At 59.6% G+C, this 18,327-nt stretch carries 15 protein-coding genes and 1 pseudogene; 12 read left to right on the top strand and 4 right to left on the bottom strand.

Annotated elements, in window-relative coordinates:
- Window positions 1–250: 250 nt before the first annotated feature.
- Window positions 251–559 carry a hypothetical protein gene (locus DBIPINDM_RS42565; RefSeq protein ID WP_258589610.1) on the bottom strand — a complete coding sequence of 103 codons (309 nt, stop codon included), beginning with the start codon at window positions 557–559 and terminating at the stop codon, window positions 251–253.
- Between the two features lie 155 nt (window positions 560–714).
- Here DBIPINDM_RS42565 and DBIPINDM_RS43810 point away from each other — a divergent pair, with 155 nt between their 5' ends.
- From DBIPINDM_RS43810 to DBIPINDM_RS42545, 5 genes are all read left to right on the top strand, one after another.
- On the top strand, window positions 715–1,041 hold the full coding sequence (locus DBIPINDM_RS43810; protein ID WP_416361813.1) for a divalent metal cation transporter: 327 nt from the start codon (window positions 715–717) through the stop codon (window positions 1,039–1,041).
- Window positions 1,008–1,541 carry a divalent metal cation transporter gene (locus tag DBIPINDM_RS42560; protein WP_416361812.1) on the top strand — a complete coding sequence of 178 codons (534 nt, stop codon included), beginning with the start codon at window positions 1,008–1,010 and terminating at the stop codon, window positions 1,539–1,541. The genes DBIPINDM_RS43810 and DBIPINDM_RS42560 overlap by 34 nt, the downstream gene beginning before the upstream one ends.
- Before the next feature lie 251 nt (window positions 1,542–1,792).
- Complete coding sequence (locus DBIPINDM_RS42555) at window positions 1,793–7,504, top strand: HAMP domain-containing protein (RefSeq protein WP_258589888.1); 5,712 nt, start codon at window positions 1,793–1,795, stop codon at window positions 7,502–7,504.
- Window positions 7,505–7,514: 10 nt separating this feature from the next.
- Window positions 7,515–9,590: a response regulator gene (locus tag DBIPINDM_RS42550; protein WP_416361811.1), complete on the top strand. Its 2,076-nt coding sequence runs from the start codon at window positions 7,515–7,517 to the stop codon at window positions 9,588–9,590.
- A 1,459-nt stretch (window positions 9,591–11,049) separates the two neighbouring features.
- Complete coding sequence (locus tag DBIPINDM_RS42545; RefSeq protein ID WP_258589608.1) at window positions 11,050–11,229, top strand: hypothetical protein; 180 nt, start codon at window positions 11,050–11,052, stop codon at window positions 11,227–11,229.
- 26 nt (window positions 11,230–11,255) lie between these two features.
- Here the strand turns inward: DBIPINDM_RS42545 and DBIPINDM_RS42540 are convergent, their stop codons facing one another.
- From DBIPINDM_RS42540 to DBIPINDM_RS42530, 3 genes and pseudogenes are all read right to left on the bottom strand, one after another.
- Complete coding sequence (locus DBIPINDM_RS42540) at window positions 11,256–11,477, bottom strand: hypothetical protein (protein ID WP_258589607.1); 222 nt, start codon at window positions 11,475–11,477, stop codon at window positions 11,256–11,258.
- 137 nt (window positions 11,478–11,614) lie between these two features.
- Window positions 11,615–11,737, bottom strand: coding sequence for a hypothetical protein (locus DBIPINDM_RS42535; RefSeq protein WP_258589606.1), 123 nt, complete (start codon window positions 11,735–11,737; stop codon window positions 11,615–11,617).
- A 177-nt stretch (window positions 11,738–11,914) separates the two neighbouring features.
- A pseudogene (locus DBIPINDM_RS42530) lies at window positions 11,915–12,732 on the bottom strand (ATP-dependent DNA ligase).
- 109 nt (window positions 12,733–12,841) lie between these two features.
- Between DBIPINDM_RS42530 and DBIPINDM_RS42525 the strand changes: the two are divergent.
- From DBIPINDM_RS42525 to DBIPINDM_RS42495, 7 genes are all read left to right on the top strand, one after another.
- A complete protein-coding gene (locus tag DBIPINDM_RS42525; RefSeq protein ID WP_258589605.1) occupies window positions 12,842–13,132 on the top strand; it encodes a DUF982 domain-containing protein in 291 nt (96 codons plus the stop codon).
- Window positions 13,129–13,341: a hypothetical protein gene (locus DBIPINDM_RS42520; protein ID WP_258589604.1), complete on the top strand. Its 213-nt coding sequence runs from the start codon at window positions 13,129–13,131 to the stop codon at window positions 13,339–13,341. The genes DBIPINDM_RS42525 and DBIPINDM_RS42520 overlap by 4 nt, the downstream gene beginning before the upstream one ends.
- An 89-nt stretch (window positions 13,342–13,430) precedes the next feature.
- Window positions 13,431–13,709: a hypothetical protein gene (locus DBIPINDM_RS42515; RefSeq protein WP_258589603.1), complete on the top strand. Its 279-nt coding sequence runs from the start codon at window positions 13,431–13,433 to the stop codon at window positions 13,707–13,709.
- Window positions 13,710–14,220: 511 nt separating this feature from the next.
- Window positions 14,221–14,667: an IS66-like element accessory protein TnpA gene (gene tnpA / locus DBIPINDM_RS42510; RefSeq protein WP_258589602.1), complete on the top strand. Its 447-nt coding sequence runs from the start codon at window positions 14,221–14,223 to the stop codon at window positions 14,665–14,667.
- Window positions 14,664–15,020 carry an IS66 family insertion sequence element accessory protein TnpB gene (gene tnpB, locus DBIPINDM_RS42505; RefSeq protein ID WP_258589601.1) on the top strand — a complete coding sequence of 119 codons (357 nt, stop codon included), beginning with the start codon at window positions 14,664–14,666 and terminating at the stop codon, window positions 15,018–15,020. Before tnpA ends, tnpB begins: the two co-directional genes overlap by 4 nt.
- A 109-nt stretch (window positions 15,021–15,129) precedes the next feature.
- A complete protein-coding gene (gene tnpC / locus DBIPINDM_RS42500; RefSeq protein ID WP_258589887.1) occupies window positions 15,130–16,608 on the top strand; it encodes an IS66 family transposase in 1,479 nt (492 codons plus the stop codon).
- Window positions 16,609–17,678: 1,070 nt separating this feature from the next.
- Entirely contained in the window at window positions 17,679–17,957 is a 279-nt protein-coding gene (locus DBIPINDM_RS42495) for a hypothetical protein (RefSeq protein ID WP_258589600.1), read from the top strand.
- Window positions 17,958–18,327 lie beyond the last annotated feature (370 nt).

Genomic DNA, 18,327 nt, shown 5'->3' with positions numbered 1-18,327 from the left:
TCGCTGTTGTAATTGAGCCGGCAGGAACGTGCCCCGTTTTGGATAAAGTGTTCGGGTTGCCTGCCGAGATCGCGGGTCGCTCTCTCGTTGGGTTCACTCGCCAAGAGGCTTCCGCCTGGCGTGCCTTGCAGCCGAGCGTGCCTTGCGGATGGAGAAACGAGCGAGAACTGGCGAACAGGGGCGGGGATAAAAAGGGGAAATTCTTGCGTGCCGGTGGTCTCATGCCTCTGTCACGGCGTATGCCTGAGTTTCAGGATGTCCCGTGCCGCTCCCAAGCCCGTTCGAGCAATGCGGCTTCATCGCGAAGACCTGACTGGAACATTTCAATCAACGAAGCCCCCAGTCGTTCGGCATCGCGCGAACGCGTCTGGACGTCCGCATCCACAAAGCCGATCAAACACGCTTTGCAAAAAGCAGACTTCTTCTGGCTGAATCGCTGTGTGATCGATCCGTGAATGCATTTCGGCCTCCGCCTGACCGGCAATTCCAAGCAGCGGGCGGCAAACACATATCCGCTGCCGACGCCGATGAATTGGATGTGAACGCCAGGCCGGGTCAATAACATTTGCTAAGAGGCCGACAAAGCCGTCGCGAAAGAAACCGTGACGGGCTTGAACGCTGACGGATCATGGTCGGGGCGGAGTGCCCGCGGTCCTAAACACGAACACGGGCCGACCAAGCAGCCCACGTGGCCAGCATGTTACCAGGGAAGGGATGCTGCGTGGCGGTCAACTTCGGCCTCACTATTTCGGCACGGTGATGTTTGTTCACGTGCCGTGGACCGAGGTCGCGAACGGCCTGTTCATCCCGAGATTCACGCTCGATGCACCGTTCTGGACGGCTGTGGTCGCGATTTTCGGCACAACGATCAGCCCGTATCTGTTTTTCTGGCAGGCTTCACAGGAGGTTGAGGACCAGAAGGCAAAACCTCTGCGAGAGCCGCTGAAAGAGGCGCCGCAACAAGCCGAGAATGCGATTAACGTATCCGTCTGGATACCTATATTGGCATGGCGTTTTCCAACATTGTCGCGCTCGCGATGATCACGGCTGGTGCTACCCTTCACGCCAAGGGTATTACTGATATCGAGTCCACCAGCCAGGCGGCCGAAGCGCTTCGTCCGGTCGCCGGCGTGCTCGCGTTTGCCATTTTCGCACTTGGAGTCATTGGCACAGGGCTGCTGGCAATCCCGGTCCTCGCCGGTTCGGCCGGGTACGCGTTGGGTGAAGCTCGTAAGTGGCCGGTTGGGCTCGAGCGCGAGCCGTTGCAGGCCAAGGCATTCTACGCCACGATCGCGATCGCTACGCTTATCGGCGCGTGCCTCAATTTCACGCCCATTAACCCCATCAAGGCGCTTTACTGGAGCGCCGTAGTCCACGGGGTCGTCGCGGTGCCTGTCATGGCGGTGATGATGCTGATGACCGCGCGGAGAGACGTTATGGGTCAGGCGACTGTACCGCTGGTCATGCGCTGGGTCGGCTGGCTCGCAACCGCCGTGATGGCGGCGGCGGCGACGGTGTTGATCGTCCAGCTCTTCGTGTAATTTTCGCGTTGGCCATCAAAAGCTTTTGGGCATGTTTCTCAACTCTGGATGATCCCTACGATATCAGGGTGGCATGTGTCGCAAGCGCGCTCGAATTGGGTGATGGGTAGAGCTTCGCACTGTCGTGCTACCGCCGTATCTCGAAGCCATGGAACAAACGGGAAAGTGCGGCGTTTGGGGTTGCGGCGGGATGTACCATTTGGCCGCAGGGGACAATCTAATCCATTCAGGCTGGGAGTGGCGCAGTGACTGTGCAGGCATCCAAAAAGCAGTTGGACCGTCGAAGCATTCTGAATTCTCTAAAAGCCTTTCGGCGCGGTGATTTTTCCGTGCGCATCGACAACGTTTACGAAGGTCTCGATTCCGAGATCGCAGAAACCTTCAATGAGATCGTCGATCTGAACGATCAGGTGACGCATGAATTCGAGCGGCTCAGCAGGGTCGTCGGCAAGGATGGGCGGATAGGCGAACGTGGCCGCGTTCGAAATGCCACCGGCAGCTGGGAATCCAGCGTCCGATCCGTCAACGACTTGATCGAAGACATGGTTCAGCCGACAGCTGAGGTTGCCCGCGTCATCGGCGCCGTCGCCAAGGGCGACTTGTCTCAAACAATGATGGTCGAAATCGACGGCCGACCGCTGCGCGGCGAGTTCCTGCGCATCGGCAAGATCGTCAACACCATGGTCGGCCAGTTGGCCTCCTTCGCCTCTGAAGTCACGCGCGTGGCGCGCGAAGTCGGCACCGAAGGCAAGCTCGGCGGCCAGGCGCGCGTGAAAGGCGTGGCCGGCACGTGGAAAGATCTGACCGACAACGTCAACGCCATGGCGACGAACCTGACCGGGCAGGTGCGCAACATCGCAGAAGTAACGACGGCCGTCGCCTCGGGCGATCTGTCGAAGAAGATTACGGTCGATGTGAAGGGCGAAATTCTCGAACTGAAGAACACCATCAACACGATGGTCGACCAGCTCAACTCTTTCGCTTCGGAAGTGACGCGCGTCGCACGCGAAGTCGGCACCGAGGGCAAGCTCGGCGGCCAGGCGCGCGTCGAGGGTGTCGGTGGCACATGGAAGGATCTGACCGACAATGTGAATTCCATGGCCGAGAACTTGACCGGCCAGGTGCGCAACATCGCCGAGGTGACGACGGCCGTGGCACTGGGCGACCTGTCGAAGAAGATTACGGTCGATGTGAAGGGCGAAATCCTCGAGCTGAAATCGACAATCAACACGATGGTCGACCAGCTCAATTCATTCGCCGGCGAGGTGACGCGCGTGGCGCGCGAGGTTGGCACAGAAGGCAAGCTCGGCGGCCAGGCACAGGTGCGCGGCGTTGCCGGCACGTGGAAGGATCTCACCGACAATGTCAACTCGATGGCCGAGAATCTTACGGGCCAGGTGCGCAACATTGCCGAGGTGACGACGGCGGTCGCTTCGGGCGACCTGTCGAAGAAGATCACCGTCGCGGTGCAAGGTGAAATCCTGGAGCTGAAGGACACCATCAACACGATGGTCGATCAGTTGAACTCCTTTGCCTCGGAAGTGACGCGCGTGGCGCGTGAGGTCGGCACCGAAGGCAAGCTCGGCGGCCAAGCCGAGGTGAAGGGTGTCGGCGGCACTTGGAAGGATCTGACCGACAACGTCAATCTGATGGCCGCCAATCTGACCGGGCAGGTGCGCAACATCGCCGAGGTGACGACGGCCGTGGCACGCGGTGATTTGTCGAAGAAAATCACCGTCGATGTTAAAGGCGAAATCCTGGAGCTCAAGGATACCGTCAACACGATGGTCGATCAGTTGAATTCCTTCGCTTCGGAAGTCACGCGCGTCGCGCGCGAAGTCGGTTCGGAAGGCAAGCTCGGCGGACAGGCTCATGTCGAAGGCGTTGGCGGCACCTGGAAGGACCTGACCGACAACGTCAACGCCATGGCCGGCAATCTGACCGTGCAGTTGCGCGACGTGTCCAAGGTGGCGACCGCAATCGCCACCGGCGACCTGACGCAGAAGATCACGGTCGATGCGCAGGGCGAGATCTTGCAGATCAAGGACGTCATCAACACAATGGTGGATCAGCTCAATTCCTTCGCGTCGGAGGTGACGCGCGTCGCGCGAGAGGTCGGTTCCGACGGCAAGCTGGGCGGCCAGGCACAGGTGCGTGGCGTCGCCGGCACGTGGAAGGATTTGACAGATAACGTGAATGCTATGGCCGCCAATCTGACCGGTCAGGTGCGCAACATCGCGGAGGTGACCACTGCGGTGGCGCTTGGCGATCTTTCGAAGAAAATCACCGTCGATGTGAAGGGTGAAATTCTTGAGCTCAAATCCACCATCAACACGATGGTCGACCAGCTGAATTCATTCGCGGGCGAGGTGACGCGTGTCGCGCGCGAAGTCGGCACGGAGGGGAAGCTCGGGGGTCAGGCGCAGGTGCGCGGCGTTGCCGGCACGTGGAAGGACCTGACCGACAATGTGAACTCGATGGCCGAGAACCTGACCGGCCAGGTGCGCAACATTGCCGAAGTCACAACCGCCGTGGCGCGCGGCGACCTCTCAAAGAAGATCACGGTCGATGTAAAGGGTGAAATCCTCGAGCTTAAGTCGACCATCAACACCATGGTGGACCAGCTCAACTCCTTTGCCGGCGAAGTGACACGTGTGGCGCGCGAGGTCGGCACCGAGGGCAAGCTTGGCGGCCAGGCGCGTGTCGAAGGCGTCGCCGGGACCTGGAAAGACCTGACCGACAACGTCAACCTGATGGCGACGAACCTGACCAATCAGGTGCGTGGCATTGCCGACGTTGTGACGGCGGTCGCGCAAGGCAATCTCAAGCGCAAACTGACGGTCGATGCGAAGGGCGAGATCGCTTCGCTGGCCGATACCATCAACGGTATGATCGAGACGCTGGCCACCTTTGCCGACCAGGTGACCAACGTCGCGCGTGAAGTGGGCATCGAGGGCAAGCTTGGCGGTCAGGCGCGTGTGCCGGGTGCAGCCGGCCTCTGGCGCGACCTCACCGACAATGTTAATCAGCTCGCCGCCAACCTGACCACTCAGGTGCGCGCCATTGCCGAGGTTTCGACTGCGGTGACCAAGGGCGATCTGACCCGCTCGATCAGCGTCGAGGCCTCCGGAGAAGTCGCCGCGCTAAAAGACAACATCAACGAAATGATCCGCAATCTGAAGGATCAGACGCTGAAGAATGCCGAGCAGGATTGGTTGAAGACCAATCTCGCGCGATTTTCGCGGATGCTGCAGGGCGAACGCGACCTTGCCACCGTCTCGCGGCTGATTATGTCCGAACTCGCCCCGCTGGTGAACGCCCAATATGGCGTCTTCTACGTCACCAATCGCGACGAGGAGGAATCCTATCTTGAGCTGGCGGCGTCCTATGGCGCCGAAAGCAAGGCCGCCATCAAACAGCGTCTCGATCTGCGCGAAGGACTCGTCGGGCAAAGCGCTGCCGACAAGCGTGCCATTATGCTGGACAATGTGCCGCCGGAATTCCTGCGCGTCACGTCAGGTCTCGGCAGCGCCTCGCCGGCCAACGTCATCATCCTTCCCGCCTTGTTCGAGGATGAGGTCAAAGCCGTCATCGAACTTGCCTCGTTCGGCGAATTCCGTGACACGCACCAGTCGTTTCTCAATCAGCTGATGGAGTCCGTCGGCATCGTTCTCAACACCATTGCCGCAACGATGCGCACCGAGGGCCTGCTCAAGCAGTCACAGTTGCTGACCTCGGAATTGCAGGCGCGTCAGACCGAGCTGACCAAGAAGCAGGAAGAGTTGCATGCGACGAACGAGGAGTTGCAGGAAAAGGCGCAGCTGCTCGAAAACGAAAAGAAGCAGGTGGAAAACAAGAATCTAGAAATCGAGATGGCACGGCGTGCTCTGGAGGAGAAAGCCGAGCAGCTGGCGCTTACCTCGAAGTACAAGTCCGAATTCCTGGCCAATATGAGCCACGAACTACGCACACCGCTCAACTCGCTGCTCATTCTCTCAAACCTGCTTGCGACCAACCAGCAGGGCAATCTCAATGAAAGGCAGGTCGAGTTCGCGCGTACCATCAACTCTGCCGGAACCGACCTTCTCAGTCTCATCAACGATATCCTCGACCTGTCGAAGATCGAGTCCGGTACCGTCTCCATCGATATTAACGATATGCCGGTGACCCATCTGCGTCAGCATATGGAACGCACGTTCCGCCAGTTGGCGGCCGACAAGGGCCTGGGCTTTACCATCAAGGTCGACCCAGCCCTTCCCGAAACGGTCCGCACCGACGAGAAGAGACTGCAGCAAATTGTCCTTAACCTGCTTTCGAACGCATTTAAGTTTACTTCACAGGGCGAGGTCAGTTTGAATTTCCGGGTCGAGAAGGCCAGCCGCCGCAACGGCTCGGGGCAAGCGGTGAAGGCCTTGGCAATCGCTGTGACCGACACGGGCATCGGCATTCCAGAGGACAAGCAGAAACTGATCTTCGAGGCCTTCCAACAGGCCGATGGCACCACTAGCCGCAAATATGGCGGCACCGGGCTTGGGCTCTCGATCAGCCGGGAGATTGCGCGCTTGCTTGGCGGCGAGTTGCGGGTCGAAAGCACACCGGGCAAGGGCTCGACATTTACGCTGGTCATCCCGTTCGCTGGTCCCCGTGTGGCGGCCGCGCAGTCGGCCTTGCCTGCGCCGACTGAGGTTGTCGCTGCGCCAGCATCGCTCGGCAGTCCGCCCTCGGCGGAGCTGATCGATGATCGCGATACCATCGCCCCGACCGATCGGGTCGTGCTGATCGTCGAGGACGACCCGACCTTTGGCGGGTTGCTGCTTGGTCTCGCACGCTCGGCGGGCCTGAAAGGCGTCCTGTCTAATGCAGGGTCCGGCACCCTGGCCCTTGCACGCAAACTGGTTCCCGACGCCATTACGCTTGATCTCGGTCTTTCGGATATCGACGGCTGGGTGCTTTTCGATCTCCTGCGCCATGATCAGAAGACGAGGGGAATTCCTGTGCACGTTATCTCGGGTGCCGAAGACATCGACAGTCTCGCCCACAAGGGGGCGTCCAGCATTTCCACTAAGCCTGTTTCCTCTGACGAACTGATGAAGGTGTTTCAAGATATCCATTCCAGGAAGCTGCGCATCCAGCGCCGCGTTCTGGTCGCCGACCCCGATCCGGAGCGCCGGCTATCGCTCGTCGAAGCGATCCGCGACGGCGTGACTTCGGTTACTGCGGTCGGTCGTTTCGCGGCAAATGCGGACGATATCGGCATGGCTTCATATGATGCCGTGGTGCTCGGCTTCGGACGGTCCGCCAAGGAGAACGCACAAGCGCTGGACGAGCTGACTGGCCAGTTCGGTGAAGCCTTGCCGCAGCTGTTGTTCTTTGCCCCACATCCGGATGCACTTGAACAGGTGCTGGCCTTGAACCCGTCGCTTGCTAATGCGCCGCGGGCGGAGAATTTTGCTCAGTTGGCTCTTCATATCTCGGCGACACTACCGGGAGAAGGGCGCGAAGACGACGGACCGGAGACCGAACAGACCGGCAAGTCGGATCTGGCGGGTGCAAAGGTTCTCATCGTCGACGACGATATCCGCAACATCTATTCGCTCACCAGTGTCCTTGAGACCTACGATATACAAGTTCTGCATGCTGAACGCGGCCGCGACGGCGTCGCGCTGCTGGAACAGACCCCGGACGTCGATGCAGCTTTGATCGATATCATGATGCCGGAGATGGACGGCTACGAGACGATGCGGCGCATTCGCGGCACGCAAGCGATTGCCCACATCCCGCTGATTTCGGTGACTGCCAAAGCGATGAAGGGCGATCGACAGAAATGTCTGGACGCCGGCGCTTCCGATTACATCGCCAAGCCGGTCGATCTTGATCTGCTGATGGCATTGCTTCGTGTCTGGATAGGTCGTTCCCGGTCGCGCGTGGAGACCCCGGAAAAAATTCTCGTGGCAGTGAACTGACGGCCGGTCCATGCAAAGGCATCTGAGAAACAGAGTAAGAAGTCATGAGGTCGTGCAATTGGCCGAAGGACCGGCAAGGGCACGGATCCTCGCCGTGGACGACGATGAGCGCAACCTGCTGGCGATCAGCGAAGTGCTTGCCTCGACCGGCGACGTCATCTGCGCCCAATCGGGCGAAGAGGCGCTGCGCTTTCTGCTGAAGGAGGACTTTGCCGTCATCCTTCTGGATGTCCTCATGCCGGGAATAGACGGTTATGAGACGGCCGCGCTTATCCGCCGGCGCGAGCAATCCAAGCGCACGCCGATCATCTTCCTTACCGCCATCAACAAGGAGGAGGCCCACATGTTGCGCGGCTATGATGCCGGCGCGGTCGACTATGTGTTCAAGCCATTCGATCCGATCATGCTCCGGTCGAAAGTCGCGGTTTTCGTCGAACTCCACGAAAAGACGCTGGAAATCCAGCGAAAGGCAGCGACCGAGCAGGGACTGCTGGCGCAGGCGCTGCAGGCACAGAAGGACAAGCTTCAGGCGGAGCGGGCCCTGCGCAGCGCAGAGGAACGGCAAGATGCCATCCTGAGTTCGCTGCCGGTTTGCTTCCATGCGAGAGCAGCCGAGCCACCCTTCGCGGCGCGCTTTGTGACCAAGGGTGTCGAGCGGCTGACCGGTTTTTCGCCTGAAGATTTGACCTCGAATCCGGCCTTCGGCCTCAGCCGAGTGCACCCCGAGGACCTACCAAGATTAGAAAGAGCACTGCTGGAGGCGAAAACCACTGGCTCCTATACCTGTGAATTTCGCTGGCTATGCGCGAATGGCGAGTATCGCATCTTTCTTGATCAGGGAGTGATATCTAGCGGTACTGACGGCCATGAACCGGAGATACTGGGTACGTTGCTTGATGTTACCGAGCGGCGAGGCCTCGAAGATCAGCTACTGCAATCACAGCGTCTTGACGCAATCGGCAAGCTGACAGGTGGCTTGGCTCATGATTTCAACAATCTGCTCGCCGCTATTCTTAGCGGATTGGGATTGCTTGAACGCCGCGGGATACTGGATGATCAGGCGCGCCAGGTTGTCGACCTGCTGCGGCGCTCTGCCAAACAAGGCGCCGATCTCGTCACGCGAATGCTCGCCTTTTCGCGCCGTCAAACTCTGAAACCAGAACCGGTGCGGCTTGCTGCCCTTGGCGACACCATGAACGGGTTGGTCGCTCCCGTTTTAGGAGGGCTGATCCGCTTCGATTGGCAAATCGACGACAAGGTATGGCCGGTGCACGTCGACGCCGGCCAGCTTGAGCTTGCCTTGATGAATCTGGTCTTCAATGCGCGCGACGCCATGCCTTCTGGAGGTACAATAACGGTTCATGCACAAAACCGTTCAGTTGCAAACCGATCGGAAGATGTGCCAGAGGGTGACTATGTCGTTGTGACAGTCAGAGACACGGGCTCGGGCATCGCGCCTGATATTCTCGCGAAGGTCATCGAACCTTTCTTCACCACAAAGCCCGTCGGCAAGGGAACGGGGCTCGGTCTCAGCACCGTCTATGGCTTTATGAAGCAGTCTGGCGGTACGCTACGCATCGACAGCGTCGTTGATCGTGGAACAGCCATGCAACTGTGGCTACCACGCTCGGTCGAAGAACCAACCACTCCGTCGGTGGACGTCGACATTGGGCAGATGTTTCTAGACACCCGCACGGACCATCCGTCGATCCTTTTGATCGATGACAGTAACGTCTTGCGGCACCTGACGGCCGAGTCGCTACGTCAACGTGGTTTCGAGGTGACTTGCGCGGGGGGAGGTGCGGAGGCGCTGGCCATGATCGAACGCGCTCCCGACGATTTCGACGTCATCGTTACCGACTTCGCCATGCCACTCGTATCCGGAGTGGACGTCATCCGCTTCGCACGTAATCTGCGCTCCGATTGGCCGGCGGTTATCATTACGGGCTATGCCGATGCGGAAGAGATCGCCGATCGACCAGCGGACGTGCCGCTGCTCGGCAAGCCGTTCCGCGACAAGGATTTGCTCGAAAGCATTTTCCTCGCGATTGCCAATGCAGAGCCCCAAAAGATCAAGATAGGCTAGCGGGATGGGGGTGCTGCTTGGCAACGAACGGCGCGGATTTCTTAGCTGCTGAAATTCAACTTTCCGATAGCAAGCTCAGCGCTGCTTCTTCGATGGCCGCGCGGTCACAGCCTCCGGTCAATCAGATCTTGAGCCTGTTTGCGGGTTACTCCCGTCCACGTCGCGCTTTGCCACGCGGCAGGCTATCTTCCCGAATCCGAGGAAGCTCGCGACATAGCCCATGAGTTGATAGGCATTTCCAGGCCGGGACGACAGACGCCCATCTTAACTGACTACAGTGCTTTTACGATTTGCCGTCCGCCGGCGCCGGCAAGAGCAAGCCTGTCAGTGACGAAATGGAAGCTGAGATCGATGAAGCCGCGGTGCGGGAGTGACCGGCAACACAGGCTTACTCTTGGGCGTGCCGGCTTTCGCCGGAGTGCATTTGCCGAGGTGCAAGCCAGCGCGTTGTCCCTCGGCAATGATCGGGCGTAATCTTCTACCTCGAAAGTTCCGACACTGGCTTTGCCGTGTCGGAAAACGCGGACGAACCACTCACCCATATTCTCGACGACTTCAACGTAGTCGACGAGCCCATCGGATTCCTCATTTTGAATGTCTGACAAGCGCTCTTACCCCGCCGCACCCTAGACATAGCTGAGTCTTTGCCTAACGTCAGGTGGCGACCGGTTTTCGCCTGGCGATCGTGTAAGCGAATACTCGGCCGCCATTTTCGTCGGTCACGCGGACCCAATCTTTCTCCCATTTTTGCGAGATTAAACTCCGCGAATTCATCATCAATGCAGCCGCTTCTGGACTACTCGCTACGACTGCTTTCGACCTAACAATACGATCCAAGCGCATCTCCGCGACATGATAAATTGGCATTGTACTCCCCCCAACAACCCGCACATTCCCCGAGAGGTAGTATTACCCAGTAAAGAAACGACCGCAAGTGGTGAAGTTAAAGCGGCGAACGTGCAATATTATGCTTGCCGTGGTGGGCAGCCATTAAGGAGAGATCGCGATGGGCTGGGTTTTTGGCGTAGCGTTTGCGCTGGTTTTGTTGTTCGCCGTTCTGCTGGCCGTTACAACACATCGGGATCTTCAGAGTTCTCCCATTTTTCATCGCCTGGGAGTCGGCGAACCGACGCCGGACCTGACGAATAGTTGTGCTGGGGCGACCTTCTCTCTCCCGATTGCCGACTACGTCAGAGTGGGGCCGCCCGTTCGCAAGCCGGGGCACATAGCCCTGATGCTCCCGCTCGACGCGCAGCCCAGTTCCGCTCGCCGGCATTCGCCCCTCTCTGCCGCGCGCTCAAGCTCTCCTAGAAGGCATCAGAGGGGCATGTCTTCGGCATGTAACGACCATGACGACCAATGAAACGAGTGCAATGACCGCAACGGCCAGCGAGGGCGGCACAGACGCGCCGGACGGGTCGGTTGGAAGCTGACATCAGTGCATTGTTGGTGGCGCCACATGGCGTTGCACCATGATGTCAACGAGACCTCGACGGACATCATCCCAGCTTTCGACTATTTCGTCTTCACTGATGCCGGCGGCCTCTGCATCAAAGAACAGACGAACTGCGAGATCAACGATTGCAGCGTGGTCGTCAACGAACCGGAAGCTAAGAACATCGTTTCGTTCCAACCATAGATGCAAGAACTCGACAGCTCGCTGGCTCATTCGGGTATGCCCGGATCATAGTGTACGATGGCATCGAGGATTGTCCGGTAGAGGCTATCGACTTCCTCATCGATCTCAATTCGCTTGATCCCGACCGCCTTTGTATCTGCGATAAGCTTATGGGTAAGTTCGTCAACGGAGATGACGTCGGCCTTAGCCGTCTCCGGAACGTTGTTCCTGATCCACTGGTCGAGAAAGGTGATGCCGCGTGTGCTCATCGGAGCCATAAGCTCGGTCGCTGGCTTAGGTTCCGGCGTTCCGGTCTACCGCAGATTCATCGACCTCGGCTTCCATCTAGTCGCTGACCGGCGTGACTTGCCCGCTCCGGCCATCGCCTCGCCGTCAAGCCCTGCAACTAGGCTTCGGCCTGCTCTTGCCAATAGTCCGGCACGGCGCGCTCTTTGCCATCCTTACGTGCCTGCGCACCGTACATCCAGGCGTAGCCGGCGCGCTCCTGATTCTTTTTAGCGACGGCCATGGTTAGCGCCCCAACGGCTGTTTCGAAGCGAGGCGAGTTCGTCCTTGTCGACCACACCAGTTTGCGATAATGCGGGATGCGACCGCGTCGCGCTCGTCGGGCGATTGACCATCCAACTTGAGCTTGTCGGAGACCCGTCCGAGCAGCGCCAGTTCAGTCGCGTCGAATATGCCGACCTCAGTCGCCCTTCTCTGTATTGGCATGCACTTCCTCCCGAAAGTCTTGGAGGGAAGCATGCCGCAAATCTTCCTCGCCACGCAAGTGCTTCCCCCGGCCGATGATCCCCGGCTTCACCCACTGCGTCGCCGGCCGCTTCATGCCCTTCGGCGCTGGACCGGGATGCTCCTGGACGCGCTGTCAAAGTCGTTCGCGGATCGCGCGGCTGGAATTGATGAAGGCTGACCCGACATACTTCCCAGTCTTGCGATCGGACATCAGCGCAAGGCGGGCTTGCCCATTTCGCGCTCAAAGCCAAGCAACTCCTATTCGTTGATCGCGTAGCTCCTGATCTTCAGCCAGCTTGTCGATCGGCCGCTGCGGTACTTGCTGTCGCGCCGCTTCGAGACCATGCCTTCGATGCCGGCCTGTCGATCAGGTGGACGATGGCGCTTGCCTCGCCCGGCATCGCTTGGCTGAACTGGATACGGCTGTCCGGCGGGATGATGCCTTCAAGGATCTCGCGCCGGTCCTCCAGGACCATGTAGCGCAGATCGTGGCCGTTAAGATGGAGAAGCTCGAAGGCCCACGAAGTACAGATCGTGTTGCCGGCGAGTGATCGCCTTGCATAGCGCGGCGAAGTCCGACAGTCCGGCGTCGTTGAGCACCACGATCTCGCCGTCGAAAACCGCGCTGTCGAGCCCGAGGCGCTTGGCGGCGTGGTCGATGATGATCTGGCTGCGGTACCCTTCGAATTTGATCTCATGAATCCATTCATCGCCTTCGGGAGGCTTTCCGACCAGGGTCGGTAATAACGGCTCGACGATTTTCAAACGCATGAACTCACCACAACCCCGCGATTAGATTAAGCTAAAATGGTTCCCATATTAGGAAACCAAAATGCCCTAGGCACGTTATGGCGCTCTCAACGATCAGGAGGGTCGTGCCGTGGGCAACTTTTTACCGCTTCCGGTCAAGCTGGTAGACGGCAGAACCATGAAGGTTTCGTCCATCTGCGAAGCCGAGATAGCTCTTAAAGGACAATGGCGAAACAAAGAGGCAGCAGCGTACAAAGACGCTTCTCGCCTGATCGCTGCGGCGAAGGATGGCATCTGCCGTCCGACTATCGCCTTCGCGGCGTTCAAAGCCGTCGCTATCGACCAGGGCCTGTTGCAGCCCACAGGCAAGAGTGCCGCGCTTAAATTGCTGGATGACGTAAGTAAGGACATCCAGATATGACAAAGCTGTCAGATCTAGGTCCGCGCATTCCCGGCAAGTTGCCCGCAAAGGGAAATGGCCACGACAATTTCTACTCGTGCGCAACTTGCGGCCAGAAAGTGGATATGTGCGATTTCCGCCAGGTGATGTGGCACGAAAGGCCAAGTCATGAACCCCTGGAGCCGGAAGACAGTGCCCAGATAATCAACTTCCCGAAGCGTCAGAAATGACGCTGCCATGTGCGCAGCAACGACCAACTCGGCCGCCACCCAAAAGCCGGCGGCCATGAAAAGCAGGACCACCAACGTTAGAGCTGCCAATGGCGTACCTGGCTGGATCACTGCTGCGTGCGCTCGGGAATCGCAAAAGCTTGCAGGTTCTTGGCTTTGCCGATCTCCTGGTCGGCATTCGCGATAATCGAGTAGAAAGCCGCTCAGGCGATGTCTTTCCTTGTGGCTTTTGGGTGCGCTTTCTTCGCCGCTTTCAAAGCTGCTTAGGAGACATATCAGGCGTCACCACCCTCATAAGGGTGTCGACAATCGCAATCATTTCACTCGCGTCCATGATCGAGTTCCTTATTGGCCACGAAGCACTGTGAACCAGCAACGAAAGTTCACCACCATGCAGTTTCTTCGTAATCCATTGATTTATATATACGAAATGGAAATCGAGTGGGGTCACGGTCGGCGCCTATGATGACACCCGCCGGGTTGCGAATTTTCTGCAAATTTATGCACTTGATGCTTTTGGGCCGGGGTCAACCTTCGGTGCTGATTCACAGACGCCGCTCTCTGCACCCATCGCCTCGGTTGTCTTAAAAGCAACGCTCTGCAATAATTGCTGCGCGTAAGCTTCTTTGGGTCTCTACCGCCCCGAAAGCTACCGAAAGCCAGGGACGACACGACGAAATATCCTGGGCGTAATCGCCTCGGATCGTGGCTCACCTCCACGTGGGTTCCCAACGTCCGGCTTTCGCAGCGCATTGCTGTCCTCGCCGCACGCAACCTGCGGGAGGCTGTGTTGTGCCTAAAATGTAAGCGCTGTCCTGTCGCCACCTTTCGCGCGTGGTCGTGAGCAGCGATGTTCGGAGCCTTTGAGGGCTTCGACACATGACGATTTCAGAGCTTACGCTTAAGTCCAGCGATCCTGAGCCGGCGCGACGTTTCGAAGTGTTCACGGGTTCCGGCCGACGGCGCGAATGGTTGCCGGAGGAGAAAGCGCGGATTGTGGCGGAAAGCTACGATGAGGGCGAGACCGTGAGCGCTGTGGCTCGGCGACATGCATTGTCCCCGCAGCAGCTGTTCGCCTGGCGCCGGTCCGCGCGGGTGCCGTTGGCGAATGCGCCGGCACCGGAGCCGTTGTTTGTTCCCGCAGTTGTCGCGGCACAGGAACCCGAACCGGCGGGGAAGCGCGCGAGATCGACACGGAAGCGGAAGGCCGCGCGAGAAGCCGGCGTGATCGAGCTGGAGATTGACGGTGTCGCCATGCGGGTCGGTCGTGGCGCCGACGCCAGGACGGTGGCGGCGGTGATCCGTGCGCTGAAGGCGCCGTCGTGATCGGGCCGACGGGTGTGGTCAAGGTGATGGTCGCGACGAAGCCGGTGGACTTCCGCAAGGGGGCCGAGGGCCTGGCGGCGCTGGTGCGCGAGACGATGGGCGCCGATCCGTTCTCTGGCGCGGTCTACGTCTTCAGGGCCAAGCGCGCCGACCGGGTCAAGCTGGTGTACTTCGACGGCACCGGCGTGTGCCTGCTGGCGAAGCGTCTGGAGGACGGGAAGTTCTGCTGGCCTGCCATCACCGATGGCGTAGTGAGGTTGTCGGCGGCGCAATTGCAGGCGCTCCTGGAAGGGTTGAATTGGCGGCGCGTGCATGACGCCCGCGAGACGCGCGTGCCGGTCGCGGCAAGTTGATTCCATGGGCGGCCAGAGACGCTGGCAAAGCATTGGAATGCATGATTGAATCGGCCTTGTGAGCAACCCGGCCGAGCCTCAGACCAACGATCCGATCGCCCTTCAGGCGATGCTGGCGGCGGAGCGCGCCGAGAACGAGCGGCTGCGTCAGATCATCAAGGAGCTGCAACGTCACCGCTTCGGCCGCAGGGCAGAGAGCCTGCCCGTTGACCAGCTGCTGCTGGGCCTTGAAGAGGCCGAGCAGGTCGAGGCCGAGGGCTTCGCGGCGCAGGACGCCGCCGATCCTGCCAAGCGGGAGGCTCGCGCCAGGAAGCGCCGCGCCAACCGCGGTTCACTGCCCGCGCACCTGCCGCGTATCGAGCAGGTCATCGACATCCCCGACAATATCTGCCCGTGCTGCAAGGGGATACTGCACGTCATGGGCGAGGATCGTTCCGAGCGCCTCGACATCGTGCCGGCGCAGTTCCGCGTGATCGTCACGCGCCGGCCGAAGTATGCCTGTCGGAGCTGCGAGGAGATTGTAGTGCAGGCGCCGGCTCCGTCGCGGCTCGTCGAGGGCGGCATCCCAACCGAAGCGACTGTCGCTCATGTGCTGGTGGCCAAGTACGCCGACCATCTTCCCCTGTATCGCCAGTCCCAGATCTACGCGCGCCAGGGCATCAATCTTGATCGGTCCACGCTCGCCGACTGGGTTGGCAAGGCGGCCTTCCTGCTCCGGCCGATCCACGAGCGGCTGTTTGAGCGGCTGAAGGCGTCCGGCAAGCTCTTCGCCGACGAGACCACGGCGCCGGTGCTCGATCCTGGGCGCGGCCGCACCAAGACGGGCCAGCTGTTCGCTTATGCTCGCGACGATCGCCCCTGGGGCGGGATCGATCCGCCCGGCGTCGCCTATCTCTATGCGCCGGACCGAAAGGCCGAGCAGCCACTGCGGCATCTGCGCGACTTCGTCGGAATCCTCCAAGTCGACGGCTACGCCGGATACCGGGCGCTGGCCGAGCGTAATGCCGTCAGTCTGGCCTTCTGCTGGGCCCATGTCCGTCGCCGCTTCTACGAACTGGCCCAGTCCGGACCCGCGCCGATCGCGACAGAGGCGCTCCAGCGCATCGCCGAGCTCTACAAGATCGAGAGCGAGATACGAGGCCGCTCGCCCGAAGAGCGGCGCACCGCGCGCCAGGAGAGAAGCCGACCCATCATCGACGCCCTCGAGCCGTGGCTGCGCGGGAAACTCGCGCTGGTCAGCCAGAAGAGCAAGCTCGCCGAAGCAATCCGCTACCCGCTCTCGCGCTGGGCCGGACTTGGTCGCTTCCTCGACGATGGCCGGGTCGAGATCGACTCCAACGTGGTCGAACGTTCGATAAGGCCAATCGCCCTCAATCGAAAGAATGCGCTCTTCGCCGGTTCCGACGGCGGTGGCGAGCACTGGGCGACCATCGCCTCGCTCATAGAAACCGCGAAGCTCAACGGCGTCGACCCGTACGCTTACCTCGCTGACGTCATCGCCCGCATCGTTGCCGGCCATCCACAAAGCCAGCTCGACGACCTGCTGCCCTGGGCCTACACCCCTGCGCCACTCAAGGCCGTGGCCTAAAAACAGCGGTTACCCTAAAATCGGACCAGGAAAGTCGCCCACCGGCGGTCCACCCAGCAACGATTTGTCACTTTGGGACCTGACCGATCCAGACGCTGCCGTGCGCGCGGCTGTCGCACTTTATGGATCAAGCGCGGCTACGGCCGCGGCGCATTGCGCACTGACAGCGCATTTCGATGGCCGACACACGCGATTATCGCTTTTGGTGCACGGTCTTTCATGAACAAAGCTTCGGCAATTCACCCACGGGCAAGGGATTGTTCGACACGTAAGCCGCGACAATGTCGGCCGCTATCGAAGCGGTTTCCAGATGGCCGTCCTGTTCGGGGGTCGTGGTCATATAGTCTGCCTCATACTGTATCTGATGGAATTGATGGATCTGATCTGCGCACCCGCTGCCGAGACACATAGTGCATTTCTCCAGACAATCCACATTTCTTTGGATCGTTACAGAAGACAGCCTGGCTTCATTATCTGGTCGACCACCGATCTAGGATACGGCGGGACGCGAGGCATTTCTCCCAGTTTCTTCGTGTGTGTGTGTGTGTGTGCGGAGTGGACGGCTCGCGAGCGGTCCCTGCAGCGACATACCAGCAACCGATACCAGAAGCGCACACACCTGCCTTGCACAGCAGAGGTCCTTGTCGGTTTCGCATTAAAGGCAGCGATTGAGACGCGGCGTCAGTCTTCTGGCTTCAGCGTTTCGGCCTCATCTTTCAGCCTGGGCCAGTCGGCTCCGTGCTTTGAAGGAGCGCACGTGCTTGCTTGGGTGTAATCGAAGCTATCTCGGTCAGGTGTTCGACCTCGAGCTCCTGACCCATACGACGCGGCTCGAATGATCTGGCTTCTTCACGGTCATGGACGTTCCCCTTACATTAGCTGAGCAGCAACGAGCGTTGATCGGGGCGGTTCCCAAAAAGATTCAGGACCGGGCGCTCTCCGGGTTTGACGTACAGTAGCTTTTGTAACAGGCAATGGCCCAACGCGCCTGAGCCGCTACATGAGCCGACGGCCGTTGTTGAGACCATGCAATTCGTGGCAACGCTGCGTCAGTGTTCTGAAGGGTGCTCATGACCATCGCCTACGCAATCGGATTGTGCCTAGGCGCCCTGTTTTCAGCGTTTGCCATCAGCCGCGGACTGCTCTTCCTGTCTCGCGGGAGGCTCACCGGCCGCACAGGCCTGGCTCTCGCAAACAGTTTGTCATTCGTCGTAATTGTTGGAGTTTCGATATTCGCTCGCGGCTCATTGGAATGGGCTGCGGTGACCATGCATTTCCTGGCGCAGGCTTTCTGCCTTTGCTTCGATTTGTGGCGCAGTTCAATTGACGATCGAAGCAACGTTGCCTGATCGATGGACGCATACGCATATCAAAGTTAAATGCGATGCAGCGATCGAGATGCTAACGGCAACGCGCGGGGGCTGCTCGGGAGGAGCGCCAATGGAAATACGGGACCTCTTGGCCAAAATGACGGCGAAGCTGCGGGAGCGCAATGCCGGTGCCGCACGTGTGTCCACAAAGCCGATCCGCGCATCATTGACTGGCATTCCGCCTAGGCCACAGCAAAGCGCGGTCCACAGACCATCGCACCCGGTTCGGCCAGCCAGCAACATGTAGACCTAAGCCTTTCGCGCTCAGTTAGCGCTGGACGACGCCGTGGCCGGCCGTTGTCTTAGGCAAGACGTCAACCAACGGCTTCCCTGCAACGCAACGAGGGCG

The sequence above is a fragment of the Mesorhizobium sp. AR02 genome, assembly GCF_024746835.1.
GTDB lineage: Bacteria > Pseudomonadota > Alphaproteobacteria > Rhizobiales > Rhizobiaceae > Mesorhizobium.
This window is presented reverse-complemented; position numbering and strand designations above follow the sequence as displayed.

Excerpts from the sequence above, each read along its gene's own strand:
- DBIPINDM_RS43810 (WP_416361813.1), top strand. The coding sequence starts at position 715 with ATGCTGCGTGGCGGTCAACTTCGGCCTCACTATTTCGGCACGGTGATG.
- DBIPINDM_RS42515 (WP_258589603.1), top strand. The coding sequence starts at position 13,431 with ATGGCGTACCTGGCTGGATCACTGCTGCGTGCGCTCGGGAATCGCAAA.
- DBIPINDM_RS42520 (WP_258589604.1), top strand. The coding sequence starts at position 13,129 with ATGACAAAGCTGTCAGATCTAGGTCCGCGCATTCCCGGCAAGTTGCCC.
- DBIPINDM_RS42495 (WP_258589600.1), top strand. The coding sequence starts at position 17,679 with ATGACCATCGCCTACGCAATCGGATTGTGCCTAGGCGCCCTGTTTTCA.
- tnpC (WP_258589887.1), top strand. The coding sequence starts at position 15,130 with ATGCTGGCGGCGGAGCGCGCCGAGAACGAGCGGCTGCGTCAGATCATC.
- DBIPINDM_RS42535 (WP_258589606.1), bottom strand. The coding sequence starts at position 11,737 with ATGGCCGTCGCTAAAAAGAATCAGGAGCGCGCCGGCTACGCCTGGATG.
- DBIPINDM_RS42550 (WP_416361811.1), top strand. The coding sequence starts at position 7,515 with ATGCAAAGGCATCTGAGAAACAGAGTAAGAAGTCATGAGGTCGTGCAA.
- tnpA (WP_258589602.1), top strand. The coding sequence starts at position 14,221 with ATGACGATTTCAGAGCTTACGCTTAAGTCCAGCGATCCTGAGCCGGCG.
- DBIPINDM_RS42545 (WP_258589608.1), top strand. The coding sequence starts at position 11,050 with ATGGCGTTGCACCATGATGTCAACGAGACCTCGACGGACATCATCCCA.
- DBIPINDM_RS42540 (WP_258589607.1), bottom strand. The coding sequence starts at position 11,477 with ATGAGCACACGCGGCATCACCTTTCTCGACCAGTGGATCAGGAACAAC.
- DBIPINDM_RS42560 (WP_416361812.1), top strand. The coding sequence starts at position 1,008 with ATGGCGTTTTCCAACATTGTCGCGCTCGCGATGATCACGGCTGGTGCT.